Source organism: Acinetobacter tianfuensis, assembly GCF_003611465.1.
GTDB lineage: Bacteria > Pseudomonadota > Gammaproteobacteria > Pseudomonadales > Moraxellaceae > Acinetobacter > Acinetobacter tianfuensis.
This window is the reverse complement of the sequence record NZ_RAXV01000004.1, coordinates 44,105-60,896: the sequence shown is the minus strand read 5'-3', so window position 1 is coordinate 60,896 and position 16,792 is coordinate 44,105. Positions and strand designations below refer to the sequence as shown.

15 protein-coding genes and 1 riboswitch are annotated in these 16,792 nt (G+C 44.5%); of the genes, 8 read left to right on the top strand and 7 right to left on the bottom strand.

Annotation, left to right across the window (positions count from 1 at the left end):
• Nucleotides 1-75 precede the first annotated feature (75 nt).
• Nucleotides 76-993 (bottom strand): site-specific tyrosine recombinase XerD, encoded by a 918-nt coding sequence (xerD, locus tag D7V32_RS03320; protein ID WP_120401496.1) that lies wholly within the window; start codon nt 991-993, stop codon nt 76-78.
• A gap of 171 nt (nt 994-1,164) precedes the next feature.
• On the opposite strand from xerD, the gene D7V32_RS03315 reads away from it, so the two are divergent.
• From D7V32_RS03315 to D7V32_RS03290, 6 genes are all read left to right on the top strand, one after another.
• Nucleotides 1,165-1,413 carry a FeoA family protein gene (locus D7V32_RS03315; RefSeq protein ID WP_120401495.1) on the top strand — a complete coding sequence of 83 codons (249 nt, stop codon included), beginning with the start codon at nt 1,165-1,167 and terminating at the stop codon, nt 1,411-1,413.
• Nucleotides 1,410-3,266, top strand: coding sequence for a ferrous iron transporter B (gene feoB, locus D7V32_RS03310; RefSeq protein ID WP_120401494.1), 1,857 nt, complete (start codon nt 1,410-1,412; stop codon nt 3,264-3,266). Before D7V32_RS03315 ends, feoB begins: the two co-directional genes overlap by 4 nt.
• Nucleotides 3,267-3,285: 19 nt before the next feature.
• Complete coding sequence (locus D7V32_RS03305; RefSeq protein WP_120401493.1) at nt 3,286-3,537, top strand: DUF6587 family protein; 252 nt, start codon at nt 3,286-3,288, stop codon at nt 3,535-3,537.
• 158 nt (nt 3,538-3,695) lie between these two features.
• Nucleotides 3,696-5,042 (top strand): UDP-N-acetylmuramoyl-L-alanine--D-glutamate ligase, encoded by a 1,347-nt coding sequence (gene murD, locus D7V32_RS03300; protein ID WP_120401492.1) that lies wholly within the window; start codon nt 3,696-3,698, stop codon nt 5,040-5,042.
• 21 nt (nt 5,043-5,063) lie between these two features.
• Nucleotides 5,064-6,260: a putative lipid II flippase FtsW gene (ftsW, locus tag D7V32_RS03295; RefSeq protein WP_120401491.1), complete on the top strand. Its 1,197-nt coding sequence runs from the start codon at nt 5,064-5,066 to the stop codon at nt 6,258-6,260.
• A gap of 86 nt (nt 6,261-6,346) precedes the next feature.
• Nucleotides 6,347-7,681 (top strand): MATE family Na+-driven efflux transporter, encoded by a 1,335-nt coding sequence (locus tag D7V32_RS03290; protein ID WP_120401490.1) that lies wholly within the window; start codon nt 6,347-6,349, stop codon nt 7,679-7,681.
• Nucleotides 7,682-7,688: 7 nt separating this feature from the next.
• On the opposite strand, the gene gluQRS is transcribed toward D7V32_RS03290, so the two are convergent.
• The 6 genes from gluQRS to D7V32_RS03260 all read right to left on the bottom strand — a co-directional run bounded on the left by gluQRS (nt 7,689) and on the right by D7V32_RS03260 (nt 14,142).
• The gene (gluQRS, locus tag D7V32_RS03285) at nt 7,689-8,606 is read right to left on the bottom strand and encodes a tRNA glutamyl-Q(34) synthetase GluQRS (protein WP_120401489.1); all 918 of its coding nucleotides are present in this window, start codon (nt 8,604-8,606) and stop codon (nt 7,689-7,691) included.
• Between the two features lie 4 nt (nt 8,607-8,610).
• The gene (dksA, locus tag D7V32_RS03280; RefSeq protein WP_120401488.1) at nt 8,611-9,138 is read right to left on the bottom strand and encodes an RNA polymerase-binding protein DksA; all 528 of its coding nucleotides are present in this window, start codon (nt 9,136-9,138) and stop codon (nt 8,611-8,613) included.
• A gap of 206 nt (nt 9,139-9,344) precedes the next feature.
• A complete protein-coding gene (gene cpdA / locus D7V32_RS03275) occupies nt 9,345-10,154 on the bottom strand; it encodes a 3',5'-cyclic-AMP phosphodiesterase (protein WP_120401487.1) in 810 nt (269 codons plus the stop codon).
• 10 nt (nt 10,155-10,164) lie between these two features.
• Nucleotides 10,165-10,785 (bottom strand): NUDIX domain-containing protein, encoded by a 621-nt coding sequence (locus tag D7V32_RS03270; RefSeq protein ID WP_120401539.1) that lies wholly within the window; start codon nt 10,783-10,785, stop codon nt 10,165-10,167.
• A gap of 77 nt (nt 10,786-10,862) precedes the next feature.
• Nucleotides 10,863-12,758: a phosphomethylpyrimidine synthase ThiC gene (thiC, locus tag D7V32_RS03265; RefSeq protein WP_120401486.1), complete on the bottom strand. Its 1,896-nt coding sequence runs from the start codon at nt 12,756-12,758 to the stop codon at nt 10,863-10,865.
• Nucleotides 12,759-12,901: 143 nt separating this feature from the next.
• Nucleotides 12,902-13,011: riboswitch (TPP riboswitch) on the bottom strand.
• A 102-nt stretch (nt 13,012-13,113) separates the two neighbouring features.
• Nucleotides 13,114-14,142: a hypothetical protein gene (locus tag D7V32_RS03260; protein ID WP_228200165.1), complete on the bottom strand. Its 1,029-nt coding sequence runs from the start codon at nt 14,140-14,142 to the stop codon at nt 13,114-13,116.
• Between the two features lie 279 nt (nt 14,143-14,421).
• On the opposite strand from D7V32_RS03260, the gene abuO reads away from it, so the two are divergent.
• The gene (gene abuO, locus D7V32_RS03255) at nt 14,422-15,774 is read left to right on the top strand and encodes a multidrug efflux outer membrane protein AbuO (RefSeq protein WP_120401485.1); all 1,353 of its coding nucleotides are present in this window, start codon (nt 14,422-14,424) and stop codon (nt 15,772-15,774) included.
• Nucleotides 15,775-15,856: 82 nt separating this feature from the next.
• Entirely contained in the window at nt 15,857-16,573 is a 717-nt protein-coding gene (phoU, locus tag D7V32_RS03250) for a phosphate signaling complex protein PhoU (protein ID WP_120401484.1), read from the top strand.
• Nucleotides 16,574-16,792: the final 219 nt, after the last annotated feature.

The following is a 16,792-nucleotide window of genomic DNA, read 5'->3' as shown; positions in this document are numbered from 1 at the left end:
TGGAAAAAACAGGTGAATTAGCATAGCAAAAAAATACCGCAGCCATGTAACTTCTTGGTCGCCGCGATGACAGGGCTAGGCGCGCGGATGGTGCTGCGCATGCAGCAATTGCATGCGAACCTGCGCGACATGGGTATAAATTTGTGTCGTTGAAAGGTCGCTGTGGCCCAGCAGCATTTGCACGACACGCAGGTCTGCGCCGTGATTGAGCAAATGTGTTGCAAAAGCATGCCTTAAAGTGTGCGGTGACAGTTCAGCCTGTATACCAGCCTGCAGGGCATAGCGTTTGATGGCATACCAAAAATTCTGCCTGCTCATAATACCGCCCAGCTGTGTTAAAAATAAATAATCTGTTGCGCTTTTATATAAGGCGGGCCGGGCATCGTTCAGATATTTTTCGATCCAATCGCGGGCGGTCTGACCCATAGGAACAAGGCGTTCTTTATTGCCTTTGCCGACAATACGCAAATAACCTTGTTTTAAGTTAATCAGTTCCAGCCTTAAGTTTAACAATTCAGTTACCCGCAAACCGCAGGCATACAGCACTTCAAGCATAGCGCGGTCACGCAGTCCAAGCGCAGTCTGTATATCTGGAGCGTGAATCAGCGCTTCAACATCCGCCTCAGATAAGTCTTTGGGCAGTGCGCGGCCAATCTTAGGTGTTTTATGTGTGCTGACAGGGTTGTCGCTGCGCAATTTTTGTTCCCGTAAAAACTTAAAGAATGAACGCAGAGCCGAGAGGCTGCGCGCAATTGAACGCGGGCTTTTTCCTTGCTGTGTAAGTTTTAATAAAACATCAGAAATATCGTCGCTGCTCCAATTTGGCAAAGGAGCATCTATGCATTCATTACATTGAATTAAATCAGAAATATAAGCATTTCTTGTATGCGGGCTAACGGTTTGTGCAATCAAATGATCCCTGAATCCGTGTAAAAAACTTAAGTTTTCTGGAATTTGCACAGGTGCTGGTATACGCGGTTTTTTATTCAACATGAGGGCTTTAGCAATTGGCTGGGATGATTGTTTTGATTGGGATTATCCAATGTAGTGTAATTTTATAGGTATGTCGATGTGTTCTAAAAAAGCAGGAATCATTCTTGTTAACAATTGGGAAATAATTCTCATTTGTATGTATACTATTCAAAATTTTTAGGGTTGGGTCCGGTGCGTTTATCTGATTTGAAAGTCAAACAATCTGCCATCATTACGCAAGTGCACCGCACAGCTGATGGTACTTCCGATATGGTTGCCAGCCGTTTAGAAACGCTTGGCTTTGTAACGGGTACAAAAGTACAGGTAATTACCAAAGGGCTCTTTGGCGGCGATCCTATTTTAATTCAGGTTGGTTTTACACGCTTTGCTTTAAGAAAAGCGGAAGCTGAAAAAGTGGAAATTCAAGGAGTATCTGCATGAGTGATACCTTACGTGTTGCCCTTGTAGGTAATCCAAACTGCGGTAAGACTTCATTATTCAACCATTTAACGGGTACGCGGCAAAAAGTAGGCAATTATGCAGGTGTAACGGTTGAGCGCAAAGTGGGCCACTTTAGCTTGCCTTCAGGCAAAGCTGTGCGTGTGCTGGATTTGCCCGGTACGTACAGTTTGGATGCCACGAGTCCAGATGAAGAAATCACCCGTGATGTTGTGCAGGGCAAAATTGCAGAAGAAGGTCAGCAGGATGCATTTTTATGCGTAGTTGATGCAACCAACTTAAAATTGCATCTTGGCTTGGTGCTTGAAATGGTTGAGCTGGGCAGACCTATGCTGCTTGTGCTGAATATGATGGACGAAGCGCGCCGCCGCGGTATGCAAATTAACACGCAAAAGCTGTCTGAGCGTCTAGGCATTCCTGTGGTTGAAACGGTTGCAGTGCGTCAATCCGGCATTGAAAATTTGATGAATGCTTTGGATCAAGGCAAATATGCTGCTCCAAATACAGAGCTGACCGGTTTAAAAGGCAGTGACCACGAAAAAATTGAAGCAATTGTCAAAGATACTGTGCATTTCATTGAGCAAGATGATAAGCGCTCGGTATTTCTAGACAAAATATTTTTACATCCTGTGCTTGGCTTAGTCAGCCTTGCAGTGATGATGTTTGTCGTTTTCCAAGCCGTATTTGCTTGGGCTGCGCCATTTATGGACGGTATTGAAGCGCTGTTTGGCTGGCTGGGTGAACAGGTTGACGGCAGTATTGCCAGTCCGCTGCTTAACAGTTTAGTTGTTGACGGTATTATTGCCGGCGCTGGCGGTGTGATTGTCTTCTTGCCGCAAATTTTAATTTTATTCTTCTTTATTCTAGTGCTGGAAGAGTCCGGCTATTTGCCGCGAGCAGCTTTCTTGCTGGATAAGCTGATGTTTAAAGCCGGTCTTTCTGGCCGTGCTTTTATTCCCCTGCTGTCAAGTTTTGCGTGCGCTATTCCGGGCATCATGGCTTCTCGTACTATCAGTGATCCGCGTGACCGCTTGACGACAATTTTTGTTGCGCCGCTGATGACCTGTTCTGCGCGCTTGCCTGTGTATGCGCTGCTGATTGCTGCATTCATTCCAGAACAGACGATTGCTGGAATTTTTAACCTGCAAGGTCTTGTACTGTTCGGCTTATATATGGCGGGCATTGTAAGTGCGCTATGTGTTTCATTTGTGATTAAGTTTTTCAGTAAAGATAAAGCGCAGCATATGCTGCTGATGGAATTGCCCAGCTACCGTTTTCCAGATTTAAAGAACGTTTGGATTGGTTTGCTGGACCGCGCCAAAATCTTTTTAAAGCGTGTCGGCGGCATTATCTTTGCTTTGTCTATTTTACTTTGGTTCTTATGTGCCTTCCCGCAAGCCCCTGAAGGCGCGGCTTTACCTGAAATTGATTATTCATTTGCCGGTATGCTGGGGCATTTGCTGCAGCCGATTTTTGCACCGCTAGGTTTCAACTGGCAGATTTGTATTGCTTTAATTCCTGCAATGGCTGCGCGAGAAGTGGTCGTTGCTGCTTTAGGCACAGTCTATGCGCTGTCTGCAGTAGATGACGATGCAATGTCAGAAGGCCTTGCTGCGCTGATCAGCAGCAGCGGCGATCTTGGCTGGTCAGTTGCTACTGGTTTATCACTATTGGTTTGGTTTATTTACGCGCCGCATTGTTTGGCGACGCTGGCGACTGTAAAGCGTGAAACAGGCTCATGGAAAACTGTGGGCTTTATGACTTTATATCTATTTGGTTTGGCATACTTTATGTCATTTTTGACCTATCAAATTGCTTCACATTATTTTGCTTAAGGTGAGTTAGGAGACTGAGATGATTGAAATTCTAATTGTAGCTGCATTGGTGCTGTGGAGCGCGGTTGTGGTGTTTAAGAAGGTGTTTCCAAAAACGTCAGGCTCAGTTTTCCTCACGCTTTCAAACAGCTGTGAAGCTAAAGGCTGGCATGCGCTGGCTAAGTGGCTTAAGCCGAAAGTGGCAGCTGGCTGCGGCGGCAGCTGCGGATGTCCGGCCTCGGATGAAAGCAAGCCAAAAGCGCCTGAAGTGCAGGCTGTAAAGTGGAAATAAGCAGGGTATTGCCAATTGCGTAAAAAAGCCGTCCATCAGGACGGCTTTTTTACGCACTGACACAAAAAAAGAGAGAGAACGCAAAAACACAAAAGCATTCAAAACAGCAAAGTGCTAACATTTCGTCAGATAAATAACAGACCAAGCATGGGGCGAAAATGTTAATACAGCGTGGCGGATTAAAGGTTGTTGCAGGACTCGGAATATCTGGTGTTTCGGCCGTAAATTTTTTACATTCAAAAGGCTACCGCGTTGCCGTTACAGACTCACGAGAGACCCCGCCTGGACATGATCAGATTCCTGCAGATGTGCAGACCAGCTTTGGCCAATTTGATGCAGAGCTTCTTTTGTCTGCAGAAGAAATTATTATCAGTCCGGGATTAGACCTGAAATTGCCGGAGATTCAGGCTGCGGTTGAAAAAGGCATTCCAGTGGTCAGTGAAATTCAAATTTTACGCCGCGCGACAGATAAGCCAATTGTTGCGATTACGGGTTCGAATGCAAAAAGTACAGTCACAACATTAATTGGCCTTATGGCTGCTGATGCTGGCAAAAAAGCCGCGGTAGGCGGTAATTTAGGCCGTCCGGCGCTGGATCTGACCAAAGATGATCCTGAGCTGTATATTTTAGAGCTGTCTAGTTTCCAGCTGGAAACCACGTCAAATCTTGCCGCAGAAGCGGCCGTGGTTTTAAACATGAGTGAAGATCATTTAGACCGCCATGGCGATATGTTTGGCTATCATGCTGCAAAACACCGTATTTTTCAGGGTGTGAAAAAAGTGGTATTTAACCGTGATGATTCGCTCACGCGTCCTTTAGTGCCAGATGCAACCCCAATGCAAAGCTTTGGCTTAAATGCGCCAGATATGAATCAATTTGGTATTTTGCGTGATAATGACGGCACAATTTGGCTGGCGCGCGGCCGTGAGCGGCTGCTTAAGAGCTCAGATATGTATATTCAAGGCACGCACAATGTGGCGAATGCTTTGGCTTGTCTGGCGCTGGGTGAAGCCATTGGCTTGCCGCTTGACAGCATGCTGAATACGCTGAAAACATTTAAAGGCCTTGAGCACCGCTGTGAATTTGTCAAAGAACTGCATGATGTGCGTTATTACAACGATTCAAAAGGCACAAATATTGGCGCAACATTGGCTGCCATTGATGGCCTTGGCGCTGCCATTGAAGCCAAAGGCGGCAAAGTTGCCATTATTCTAGGCGGTCAAGGCAAAGGTCAGGATTTCACTGCTTTGCGTGATGCTTTGTCTAAGTATGCAAAAGTTGCGGTTTTAATTGGTGAAGACCGTCCGATTATTGAAAAGGCTGTAGAAGGCACAGCGCCGCTGCTGCATGCAGAAACATTGCAGCAGGCTGTAGAGCTTTGCCAGCAGCAAACGGCAGCGAATGATGTGGTGCTGCTGTCACCTGCATGCGCAAGTTTTGATATGTTTAAAGGGTATAGCGAACGCGGTCATCAGTTTGTAGACTGCGTCAATGCACTGGCTTAAAAGAATGATAAGGAAAGTTGTATGGCTGGGTTAGCTCAGACGACCATCAGTAAAATAAATGCAGTCTATGAACGGTGGGCGCCTCGGCTGCCTGCCGAAGTGACAACGCGCAATGTGCTGATTTTCAGTGTATTGGCGCTGCTGTGTATTGGTTCAATTATGGTGGCATCGGCTTCAATGCCGTATGCGGCCCGTTTGCATGAAAATGCATTTCACTATGTCAGCCGTCATGGCATTTCTATTTTTGTGGCAAGTATTTGCGCACTTGCGGTGTATAAAGTGCCGCTGAATGTTTGGTTCAATAATACCTTTCCACTTTGGATACTGACGATTTTACTGCTGGCAGTGGTGCTGGTGGCGGGAACGGAGGTAAACGGCTCGACGCGCTGGATCAGGATTGCTGGCTTTACCTTGCAGGCTTCAGAGGTTGCGAAGGTCATGATGGCGATTTTTACAGCCGACTATGTTGTGCGCCGAGCTGAGGAAGTCAGAAATAGTGTTTCCGGCCTTGTCAGGCTTGGGGTTGTGATGATTATTACCGTGGGCTTGATTTTGGCAGAGCCGGATTTGGGCGCAACTGCGGTTATTGTTTTGATGATTCTCGGCGTGTTCTTTTTAGCAGGAGCGCCAGCCGTTCAGTTTATTGCTTTCTTGCTGTTTATTGTCGCTGGCTTGGTCATCGCGATTGTTTTTGAGCCATACCGTTTGCAGCGGGCATTATCTTTTACCAACCCATGGGCAGATCCGCTCGGTACAGGCTATCAGCTGTCGAATGCCTTAATGGCTTTTGGCCGCGGGGAGTGGTTTGGGGTTGGTTTAGGGCACAGTATCCAAAAAATGTCTTATCTGCCTGAGGCGCATACAGACTTCATGCTGGCTATTTTAGGTGAGGAGTTCGGTTTCTTCGGTATCAGCACGGTATTGCTGCTGTCATTTATTGTGGTGGTTTGCTGCATTAAAATCGGTCATCGCGCGCTGCGCCATCAGTATCTGCGTGCAGGCTATTTGGCTTACGGCATCAGTATTATTTTTCTGCTGCAAGTTCTGGTAAATGCAGGCATGAACATGGGTATGCTGCCGACCAAAGGCCTAACACTGCCATTTATCAGTTATGGCGGTTCATCATTAATTATGTGCGCAGTCATGATCAGTCTTGTGCTGAAAATCGAAAGCACAACCAATCAGGTTAATCCGAGTAAAGAGGAATCAAGCTTCTAAATTGTTTGCAACACCTTGATTTTATTAAACCTGTTGGCTATAAAGTGTCAGCAGGTTTTTTATGATTTCGATTGGCAATATAAAAAATGAAAAAAAACAGCTTTTTGCTTGTTCGGGCGCTGGCAGGTATTAATTATAAATTATTATTGTTCTTGGCTTTAGGCAGTCTCATTCCATTGCTGTATTCGACTTCCCGTATTTATTGGATTGGGCAAATTGATGATGATTCCGCCTTCAATATTGCTGCTCAGGTCACTTGGCTATCACTCTTGTATGAAGTGCTGAATGAAGCATTGCTATTGCCCTTAGCATTTATTTTAGGCCAGGTTATTCAAGATAAAGTGCTGTGGCGGCAAAGGATTGCAGTAACTTTAAGCCTTTTTTTGGCTGTTTATTTGGTTGTAACCGTACTATTTTTGATCTTTGTGCCGAATACAGTCAGCTTTATGCACCAGCGTACAGATTTGTATTTGCAGACGGTTCAGTATATGCGCTTAGAAGCTGCTGCAATTCTATTCTCTAGTCTATTCAGTTATTTTCAGCTCATTTTAATCTTGCAAAATCAGCGTAAATTTCTTTATCTGCTGTTAATGCTGCAAAGTGCGCTGATTCTGATTTTAGATAGTGTGCTGGTCAGTTCGTTCAGTTTTTCTTTACAGCTTGGTCTGACTGGGGTTGCTTTATGTAATATTGCAGTGAGTTTGGTTCTGGCTGGTATTTCCTGCGCTGCCCTTTATGCTCAAGGGGTGCGTTTTCATCATATTCAGTTTAGACAGCATGTATGGCTCAATAAGTATTATCAGAAAGCCGCCATTTCCTGTATTGAGTCTGGTATTCGTAATACGGTATTTGCGCTGATTATTCTGAAAATGATCAATATGGCTGAAAGTTCTGGTGATTTCTGGCTGATGAATCAATTTATCTGGGGGTGGCTATTGCTGCCGGTTTTTGCCATCGCGCAGCTCGTCAAGCAGGATGCGGCTATTCATCAGGGGCTGAGCAGGGCAAAAATAAGCGCTTATTTAATCTTAATGACAGGTATTATTTTTGCTTGGTTATGCAGCATGCCGTGGTGGAATGGATTTATTTATCATGTTATGGGAGTCGAGCATGCGCAGAAAATCACGCAATTGGCGATGGGGATGATCGGCTGTTATATGCTGTTTGCATGGAATAGTGTGCTGGATCAGTATTTTTACGGGATAGGCCGTATCGATTTGATTTTGTATCAGACCATAATCATCAATACTTTGTTTTACGGCTCCGCCTATATTTTATATTCCATGCAGTTCTTTACCGTGACTTTAGCCAATATATTACTGATTTTTGGCCTTAGTTTGGTGCTGGACAGTATTTTGACGTTTATGCAGTATATCAGGCTGCAGTATCTGCAGGCTGATATGAGGTTAAATATGCAGTGAATGTCTGTTATACAAATATGGCGTTCAGCTCAGTGCCCTTAGGAATTTTTTGGATATCCCATTGTGCGACAGCTTGAGCAAGCATTTGATGTGGCTGATCTAAGTCTACAGGAGGCTGTCCAAGCGCTGTAATCGCTTGTAAAAGCAATTCGGGAGCATGTTGGGTATCGATGGCATGTGCAAGATTTTGCTTGGATAACTTTTGCCCTTGATCATTCATTGCAAGAGGCAGGTGCATATATTCCAATTTTGGATAGCCTAGACATTGCCCAAGCCAAATTTGACGTTCGGTATTATCCAATAAGTCTGCACCGCGTACGACATGGGTCATCCCTTGCAGATAATCATCAACCACCACAGCCAGTTGATAATTAATAATGCCATCACGACGTTTGAGAACAAAATCGCCTAAGTCATGTTGAAGGTTAGAACAATGCTGGCCTTGTAAGCGATCATTAAAACAAATATTTTGCGCTGAAACTTTGATGCGGATGGCTTGATTTTGGAAATCTAAATGCTTTTCTCGGCATGTTCCTGCATAGATGTGGTTTGAACCCAACATCTTGCGCGTACATTCACAGGCATAGACCAGATTATTTTGTTTGAGTTGTTCGAGGACAGATTCGTAGAGATCTAGGCGTTGTCGTTGATAAATGATTTCAACATCAGATTCGAATTCAAAAGCATCTAAACATTTTAAAATATGTTCTTCGCTGTTTGGGTAGATACGGGGGATGTCGGTATCTTCAATACGAACAATCCATTGCCCCTGATGCGCTTTGGCATCGCAGTAACTGGCAACAGCGGTAATTAAAGAACCGAAATGCAAAGGGCCAGTTGGCGATGGCGCAAACCGGCCCGCGTAATGCTCTGCAACTTTCCCTCCCTTTTTTAAAGGGGGGGCTAGGGAGGAATTACTCAACACAGAATTAACCGTTATTTTGCTTCTCTTTGATCTCTGCAAGTGTTTTACAGTCGATACATAAAGTTGCAGTTGGACGCGCTTCGAGGCGGCGTAAACCGATTTCGATACCGCAAGTTTCACAGAAACCGTAGTCATCATTTTTGATCGCTTCGATTGACTGTTCAATTTTACGGATCAATTTACGCTCACGGTCACGTGTACGAAGCTCAATCGCAAACTCTTCTTCTTGCGTTGCGCGGTCGTTTACGTCAGGAAGCGCAGTATTTTCATCCTGCATGGTATTTAGCGTGCGGTCTACTTCAGACATCAGCTCAGCTTTCCATGCTAAAAGAATTTGGCGGAAGTGCACAAGCTGGCCTTCAGACATGTATTCTTCATTTTTCTTCAGCTGATAAGGCTCAATACCAAACAAGCTTGCAGCAAAGCCGCCATCAGCAGCCTTAGGCTTAGTTTTACGCACGCGTTTTACAGCCTTTTCTTCTGCAATATCAGTTTGTTCGTCTAAAACTTGATTTTGGTTATCATTCGCCATATAGGGCAATCCTCATCATATACGTATATTTTATACGCAAAAAATATGGTGATATGCATGTTATATCCACCCTTCAAGGAGTTTCCCCCTCGGGGGCCGTCATCATATAGACTTTTTTTCCCTTTTAACAGCCCTGGTGTTTGGATTATTTATATCACTATTCCATTTGACGTCATAAAGTAAAGGAAAAAAAACAAATTGCAAAGTTAATAACCTGAAATTTCTGCATTAATTTGCGGTTGGGTCATTTTCACCCGAAATACTTCGGTTTCAAATGCGCCATCATTGTACAAATGCAGTACCCGATAGCCTGGCAGTTCCTGATCAAGTGCAAAAGTAGGGCTATGCGGTTTAAATTGAACACTGGTTGAAGGTGTTGACAAAAATCGTACATTTTCCCAAGTATTGCTCGAGTCTTGATGTACATGACCGCATAGCACAATACGCACATTGGCATGTTTTGCGATAACGTCCATCAAATGCTCCGCATTTTTCAATTTATGCTGATCTATCCAATGTGACTGCATGGCAAAAGGATGATGGTGGCAGGCAATAATGATATGCTGCTCAGGATGGGCGCTCAGCAGCTCATCCAGCTGCTGCAGCTGCGCTTCTGCGACCCAGCCATCAACTTTGCCTTTTACCGCGCTGTTTAACAGCACCATAGTCCACGCGCCAAAGTGAATGGCGTGAGCGCGGTTTGCCTGCTCATGAAAAGGAAAAATTTCGGCGCGGTCATGGTTGCCGGGAATTTGATAGTGCGGCGTGTTGAGTGTCTGCATAAATTGCAGATAGCGGTCATAGGTTTTTTGCACTGGAACTTGAGCCAAATCACCCGTATGAACAATAGCATCTAGTTTGGGGAACTGTGTTTGGACATGATGAATGACATCATGAAAACTTTGTTCAGGATTCATAGATACAAATTTGAGATCCTGATGATCCATCAGGTGTGTATCTGATATCTGTACGATCGTCCAATCTGATCTTTTATTGCTCTGAGTGATGAAAGGCATGTCCTTCCCCTTAGACATTCTTCATATTATCAATGTGCATCTGCAGCCATTGCAAGGCCATAATGACAGGCGCATTCTTTAGCCGACCGCTGGTCATTAGAGCGGGCAGATCTGAATAATTTAAAATATGCAGCTGAATATTTTCACCTTCTTCTGGCATGCCGAAGATACCGCCCTGATCTGGCAATACAGTTGCCGCGCTGTATAAGTGAAATAGTTCTGAACATGCGCCAGCAGACGGATAAAAACTGAATAGATGCTGTAATTGATCTATTTGACAGCCAGACTCCTCTAGACTTTCTCTGCGGATACAGCTCTCTGGTGATTCATCTCCATCCAGCACACCTGCAATAATTTCCAGCTGCCAAGCCGATTCAGTATCCTCTATTGCGCCGATACGGAACTGCTCAATCAAAGCAAATTTTTGCTGTGAATGGCTATAAAGCAGGACGCCGGCCGCTTCTTTACGGCGGATCAATTCGCGCTGCAGCGTATTGCTGTAGCTATCTTGATTGAATAGGCGGTAACGCAGGCTGACTTTTTCAACTTGAATAAAGCCTTTAAATACAGTTTCACGGCCTTCAATGGCAAAATCTTGGTTGTTATAAGAGGCTTGTTTAATAATATTCATAGGCATTATTAGGATGAAAAACAGCTGTTTTTCATCCTAACTGAGAATTGCCCGAAGACAAATTGTTTTTTTCAGAATTAAACTTTGCGGTACAACTTTTGACCATGTTCCTGATAAACGGCTTTCATGCTATTGAGGCCTTTTTCAATGTTTTCATCCATTTCCGTTTTAAATTGGCCGCTCTTTCGCGCTTCTGCATAATCCCGCACATTTTGAGTGATTTTCATCGAACAGAATTTTGGACCGCACATCGAACAGAAATGCGCTGATTTATGCGCTTCCTTCGGCATAGTTTCGTCATGCATCGAACGCGCAGTGTCAGGGTCTAAACTCAAATTGAACTGATCTTCCCAGCGGAACTCAAAACGTGCCTTAGAGAGCGCATTGTCACGCACCTGTGCACCCGGATGACCTTTGGCAAGATCAGCTGCATGCGCCGCAATTTTATAAGTGATAATGCCGTCTTTGACATCTTTCTTATTCGGTAAGCCCAAATGCTCTTTTGGTGTCACATAACACAACATCGCCGTGCCATACCAGCCAATCATGGCTGCACCAATCGCCGAAGTAATATGGTCATAACCCGGTGCAATATCCGTCGTGAGTGGACCTAGGGTATAGAACGGAGCTTCCTGACAAACTTCAAGCTGCAAGTCCATATTTTCCTTTACCATGTGCATCGGCACATGCCCTGGACCTTCAATCATCACTTGTACGTCATGTTGCCATGCACGATGTGTCAGTTCGCCCAAAGTACGCAGTTCTGAGAATTGTGCTTCGTCATTGGCATCCTGAATACATCCCGGACGTAAACCATCGCCTAAGCTGAATGACACGTCATAGGCTTTCATGATTTCGCAGATTTCATCGAAATGGGTATAGAGGAAGTTTTCTTCATGATGCGCCAAACACCACTGCGCCATGATCGAACCACCACGTGACACGATACCTGTCAGGCGGTTTGCTGTCATCGGTACATAACGTAATAACACGCCTGCATGAATGGTAAAGTAATCCACACCTTGCTCAGCTTGTTCAATCAGCGTGTCTTTAAAAATTTCCCAAGTTAAATCTTCTGCAACACCATCGACTTTTTCAAGTGCTTGATAAATCGGTACTGTTCCAATCGGTACAGGGGAGTTGCGAATAATCCATTCACGGGTTTCATGGATATTTTTACCTGTAGACAAGTCCATGATGGTGTCTGCACCCCAACGGGTTGCCCATGTCATTTTAGAGACTTCTTCATCAATCGAAGAGCCAAGCGCAGAGTTGCCGATGTTGGCATTAATTTTCACCAAGAAGTTACGGCCAATAATCATCGGTTCACATTCAGGGTGGTTAATATTGGCAGGAATGATGGCACGACCTTCAGCCACTTCTTTACGCACGAACTCAGGGGTGATTTCCATGAGGTTACGTGCGCCAAAGTTTTGTCCTGCATGTTGACGCATGTCTACGCCTTCACGTTGACGCTGATTTTCACGAATCGCAATGTATTCCATTTCAGGGGTGATGATGCCTTGTTTGGCATAATGCATTTGCGATACGTTTTGACCTGTTTTGGCACGGCGTGGTTTTTGGATATGTGCAAAGCGAATATCAGCAGTACGGATATCTTTTAAGCGTTCTTGCCCAAACTTTGAAGTCAGTGTATCTAAACGTTCGGTATCGGCACGTTCCTCAATCCAAGTTTCACGGACATTGGGTAAACCTTTATTCAGGTCAATTTCTACAGCAGGGTCGGTATACACACCTGAAGTGTCATAGACCATGATCGGTGGGTTTTTTTCACCGCCTAAACCTGTTGGGGTATCCGTCAGTTCAATTTCACGCATCGGTACTTGAATGTCAGGACGTGAGCCTTGGATATAGACTTTTTTAGATGCAGGTAAAATTCGGGTCAGATCTTTGGCTTCTTGCTCATGTTGTGCAAGTTGATCGACAGGGGATAGATTCGTTAATTGGTTCATTGCAATGATCCTTATGAATGACATCAACGAATCAAGCACGACCAAAAACGGTGGCGATTTAGTCTATTTTTTGACAGTTATTCACAATTGTATTGTCGTAAATAAAAGGTATTTCTACGGAAATAGATAAAAATAGGGCTTCGGTTTTTAGATGGCTTGATTCCTACGCAGGTTTTAACCTGATCAGGTTCAACGGTACTCATCTTCATTAGATGATCTCAGCGAGGGCATACTCGCGCTCCGTCAAGCGATGGATGGATATTAGCCGAGTTCAAGTGTATTGCAAAGGGCTAAAAGCAAGGATTTACAGGCTGGCGAATAGAGATAAATTTAAAATGCTGTTTGTGCTGAACGGTTAAATACAAATTGCATCGCTGAAACAGTCTTTGTTATTTGTAATTTTGGGAATGCCAAGATATGCAGTTAAAATTTGTTCTGGGCTCTGATTTTGCTGCGCGCCCAATGTTTTGCTGCGTTCAGCATTTGTCATGAGATAGAAGTTTAAAAATTTTTGCGCTTGTTTGGATAAAGCAGAATTGTCGGATTGAGCCAGTTTCGCGATTTCCTCCCAAGAGCTGACAGAAACGGAATATTTATCTGTATAGCTGTCGGATACAGGTGAGGCTTTAGAGCCGATAAACAGCAGGCGCTGGTAGTGTGCAGATAAATTTTTTGCATCCTGCAAATAGCTGCTGCGCGGATAACGCTGAATATAATCCTCCCAAAATAAAGCGCGGCGCGCAATTTCAAAAGGTTCGATAGTCAGAGCGCCATCAAGCAAGACACCTTCAGTATTTTGATGAGCCAGATTTTCGATAAAAACACTTTCAGCCTCAGGCATATAGGGAGCGAAAATACGGCCTAAATATTCAGGGCTGCGTCTATAGTCCAATTTCTCAGCGCCGGTATCGACCAGCTCCACATAGGCTTGCCCTTTGTGCTTGAGTAAATATTGATCACGCAGTGCCAGCTGCGCAAAGTGGCTTTGGTGAATTGTCGGGTGCTGCGCCATATCAAAGGCATATTTTTCAAAGGCCAGCTGCTGTGCAGGAGTACGCTCTACATGCAGAAAATTTTTATACATGAGTGTAGAGAGCCTCAGCATCTCTTTTTGCTGTTCTAAATTTAACAGCGGCAGGCATACTTTTAGGTCTTGGTTAATTTGTTCCAAGGCAAAAGTTGTACGCTGATCATTGATCTGCATCATGCCGCTTTTTAGCTTGTCGCACATTTGGCTAAGGTCTAAGGCTTCATTCTGTGATTGATTGGCTGTAATCTGCTCTTTTACCGGCTGCGGTTCAGCCTGCTGTCCACAGCCAGCAAGTGTCAATAAACATAGGAATGAAGCGCTCAGCTGAAGCGCATTGGAAGAAAGCTTAAACACATTCACCTGTATATAAAACCGAAAGTAAAGCTTGCCCGATAGAATGTTTATATTCTATAACGATAATCTGCTTCATAATGTGTAGTATTGTGCATTGCTTTGTTACGGTGATGTCCGAAGGAGTAATCTCTTCAAAACAATAATGCGTTAAATGATTAAAACTGTGTAAAAAATTAATAAAAATCATACGGAAATTAGCATAATTCTCTTTAGTATTTGCTTAAATTTGAAGTGAAATGCCGAAGAAGCGGTATTGGGTTGCAGGGATTTACCAATAAAATGAAGATAAAATACGTATTCTGCACTTGCGCTTTGCTCTTCAGTCCATGGGTTTTGGCTTTGGATTTAGTCGAAGCTTATGAGCGGGCTAAACAGTCAGATCCAGCATGGAAAGCGCATCAGCTGCAGTATGAGGCAGATCAGCTGAATTTGGGCATCGCCTCAGGCAATCTTTTGCCAACAGTGACCATTACGGGCAATGTTACGCGTAAAAATCAAGGCGCAAATGATGCTGGATCGAGCGCTGGCTTCGGCATGCCTGAAAGCGTGACCAGCAAGCAAATTGCATTGACTGCGCGTCAGCCGCTGTTCCGCTGGGATGCTTGGGAAGGTTTAAAGCAAGTCAAAACTTCTATCCATTTGAGTGAGCTGAATCTGCGTCAGCAGCGTCAAGATCATATTTTAAAAGTCGCTGAAGCATATTTTAATGTCCTGCGCCAGCAGGCGCTGACCGTTGCCAACTTGCAAGAAGAGAAAGCGCTGTCTGAACAGCTGAAAATGATGGATGCAAAATTAAAAGAAGGCTTAGTGGCGAAAAGTGATGTCAGTGAGGCAAATGCACAATACCAAAATGCCCGAGCCAACCGAATGGCAACAAATGTGCAGCTGGTGCTGGCGCAGGAACAGCTGCAGCAGCTGATTGGGCCGTATCAGGAAAGTTTAGCTGTGCTGCGTGATGATTTTGAATTTCAAAAACCTGTGCCGAGCAGCATGCAGGCATGGGAAGATTTGGCTCTGGGGCAGAACTTAGGGATTTTAATTGCGCGTATGCAGCAGCGTTATGCAGAGGATAAAAAACGCGTAGAAAAGGCGGCGCTTTATCCTCAAATTGAGGCTGTTGGAAGCTATGGCTATAACAAGCAAAGTCCAAACTCAATTATGTCTCAGGATGGCCAGTTTGATCAGGTCGGTGTGGAAATGAGCTGGAATATTTATACTGGCGGCCGGACGCAAAAATCGATTAAACAGGCCAGTGTAAATGTCAAAAAAAGTGATGCTGAATTAGATGCCGCAATTCGTAAAGCCAGTACCGATGTGAAGCAGGCTTATATGCAAGTCGAAACAGACCAGTCTAAATTGCAAGCGCGCAAAGCCGCTATGGACTCCTCTGCTACGGTGTCTAAGGCTTCTCAGGCGCAGTATAGTGAAGGGCTTAAAAGCATGGTGGATGTGCTTTTGGCGCAGCGCAATGCATTTTCAGCAAAGCAGGATTATTTGAATGCCAAATATGATTATTTGGTGCATGTGCTGCGGCTGAAGGCTGCGGTTGGTAAATTGACCGAAACTGATTTGGACGAAATGAATGTTTGGCTGGCGCAGCCCGCGGTTGATCTGCGGATAAATAAACCTTAAGCAGTCATCAAACTTTCACAATCGCTGTGCTTTAATATGGCGTATTCATTTATCTTTCATTTGCAGCTGTGGAGTACGTCTCTTGCCAAATAATCCTGTGCTAAGTCACCATATTTCTTCGCAATTCAATGAAGATATGCAGGATGTAAACACTAAATTTATGACCATGGGCGGTCTGGTTGAACAGCAGGTTGCAAATGCCATTCATGCGCTGTTGGATACAGATGCCACTATGGCTATTGATGTGCAGTTTCAGGACAATATCGTCAACCGTTTAGAAACAGAAATTGATGAAGCGCTGACTTTGATTCTAGCTCGCCGTCATCCTGCAGCCATCGATTTACGGATGGTGATTGCGATGTCTAAAGCCAATACTGACTTAGAGCGTATTGGTGATGAAGCGGCGAAAATTGGGCGGATTGCACAGAGTTTATGTGAAGAAGGCGGCTCACCTCGCGGTTACATGGAAACACGTCATATTGGCAATCAGGTACGGGTGATGATTCATGATGCCTTAGATGCATTTGCCCGTTTAGATGTTGATCAGGCCTTGAAAGTACTGCTGGCCGATGCAGATATTGACCGTGAGTATCAGTCAGCAACGCGTACGCTAATGACGTATATGATTGAAGATCCGCGTCATATTACCCGAGTGATTAATGTCATGTGGGTGCTGCGTTCACTGGAGCGTATCGGTGATCATGCCCGCAATATTTCTGAGCAGGTGATTTATATGGTCAAAGGTCTAGATGTACGCCATACCAGCGTAGAAGAAATCGAACAAAAAGTTCAGCGCTAAGCAAGACAATCAAAAAGCCTGCCGTATGCGGGCTTTTTTTATTTTTGTCGTGATTGAGCTGGCGCTTTCATTGCATGTCTCGTCATTTTCCTCAAAAGTACACATAATTTTTTTAATATTTAGACTTTTGCCGTGGTATCAAAAGATTCTGTATGCAGGCTGTCCTGACAGTAAATTTTATGGTGCGCACCATGTCCTGCAGTGCAGCCTTCTTTCATG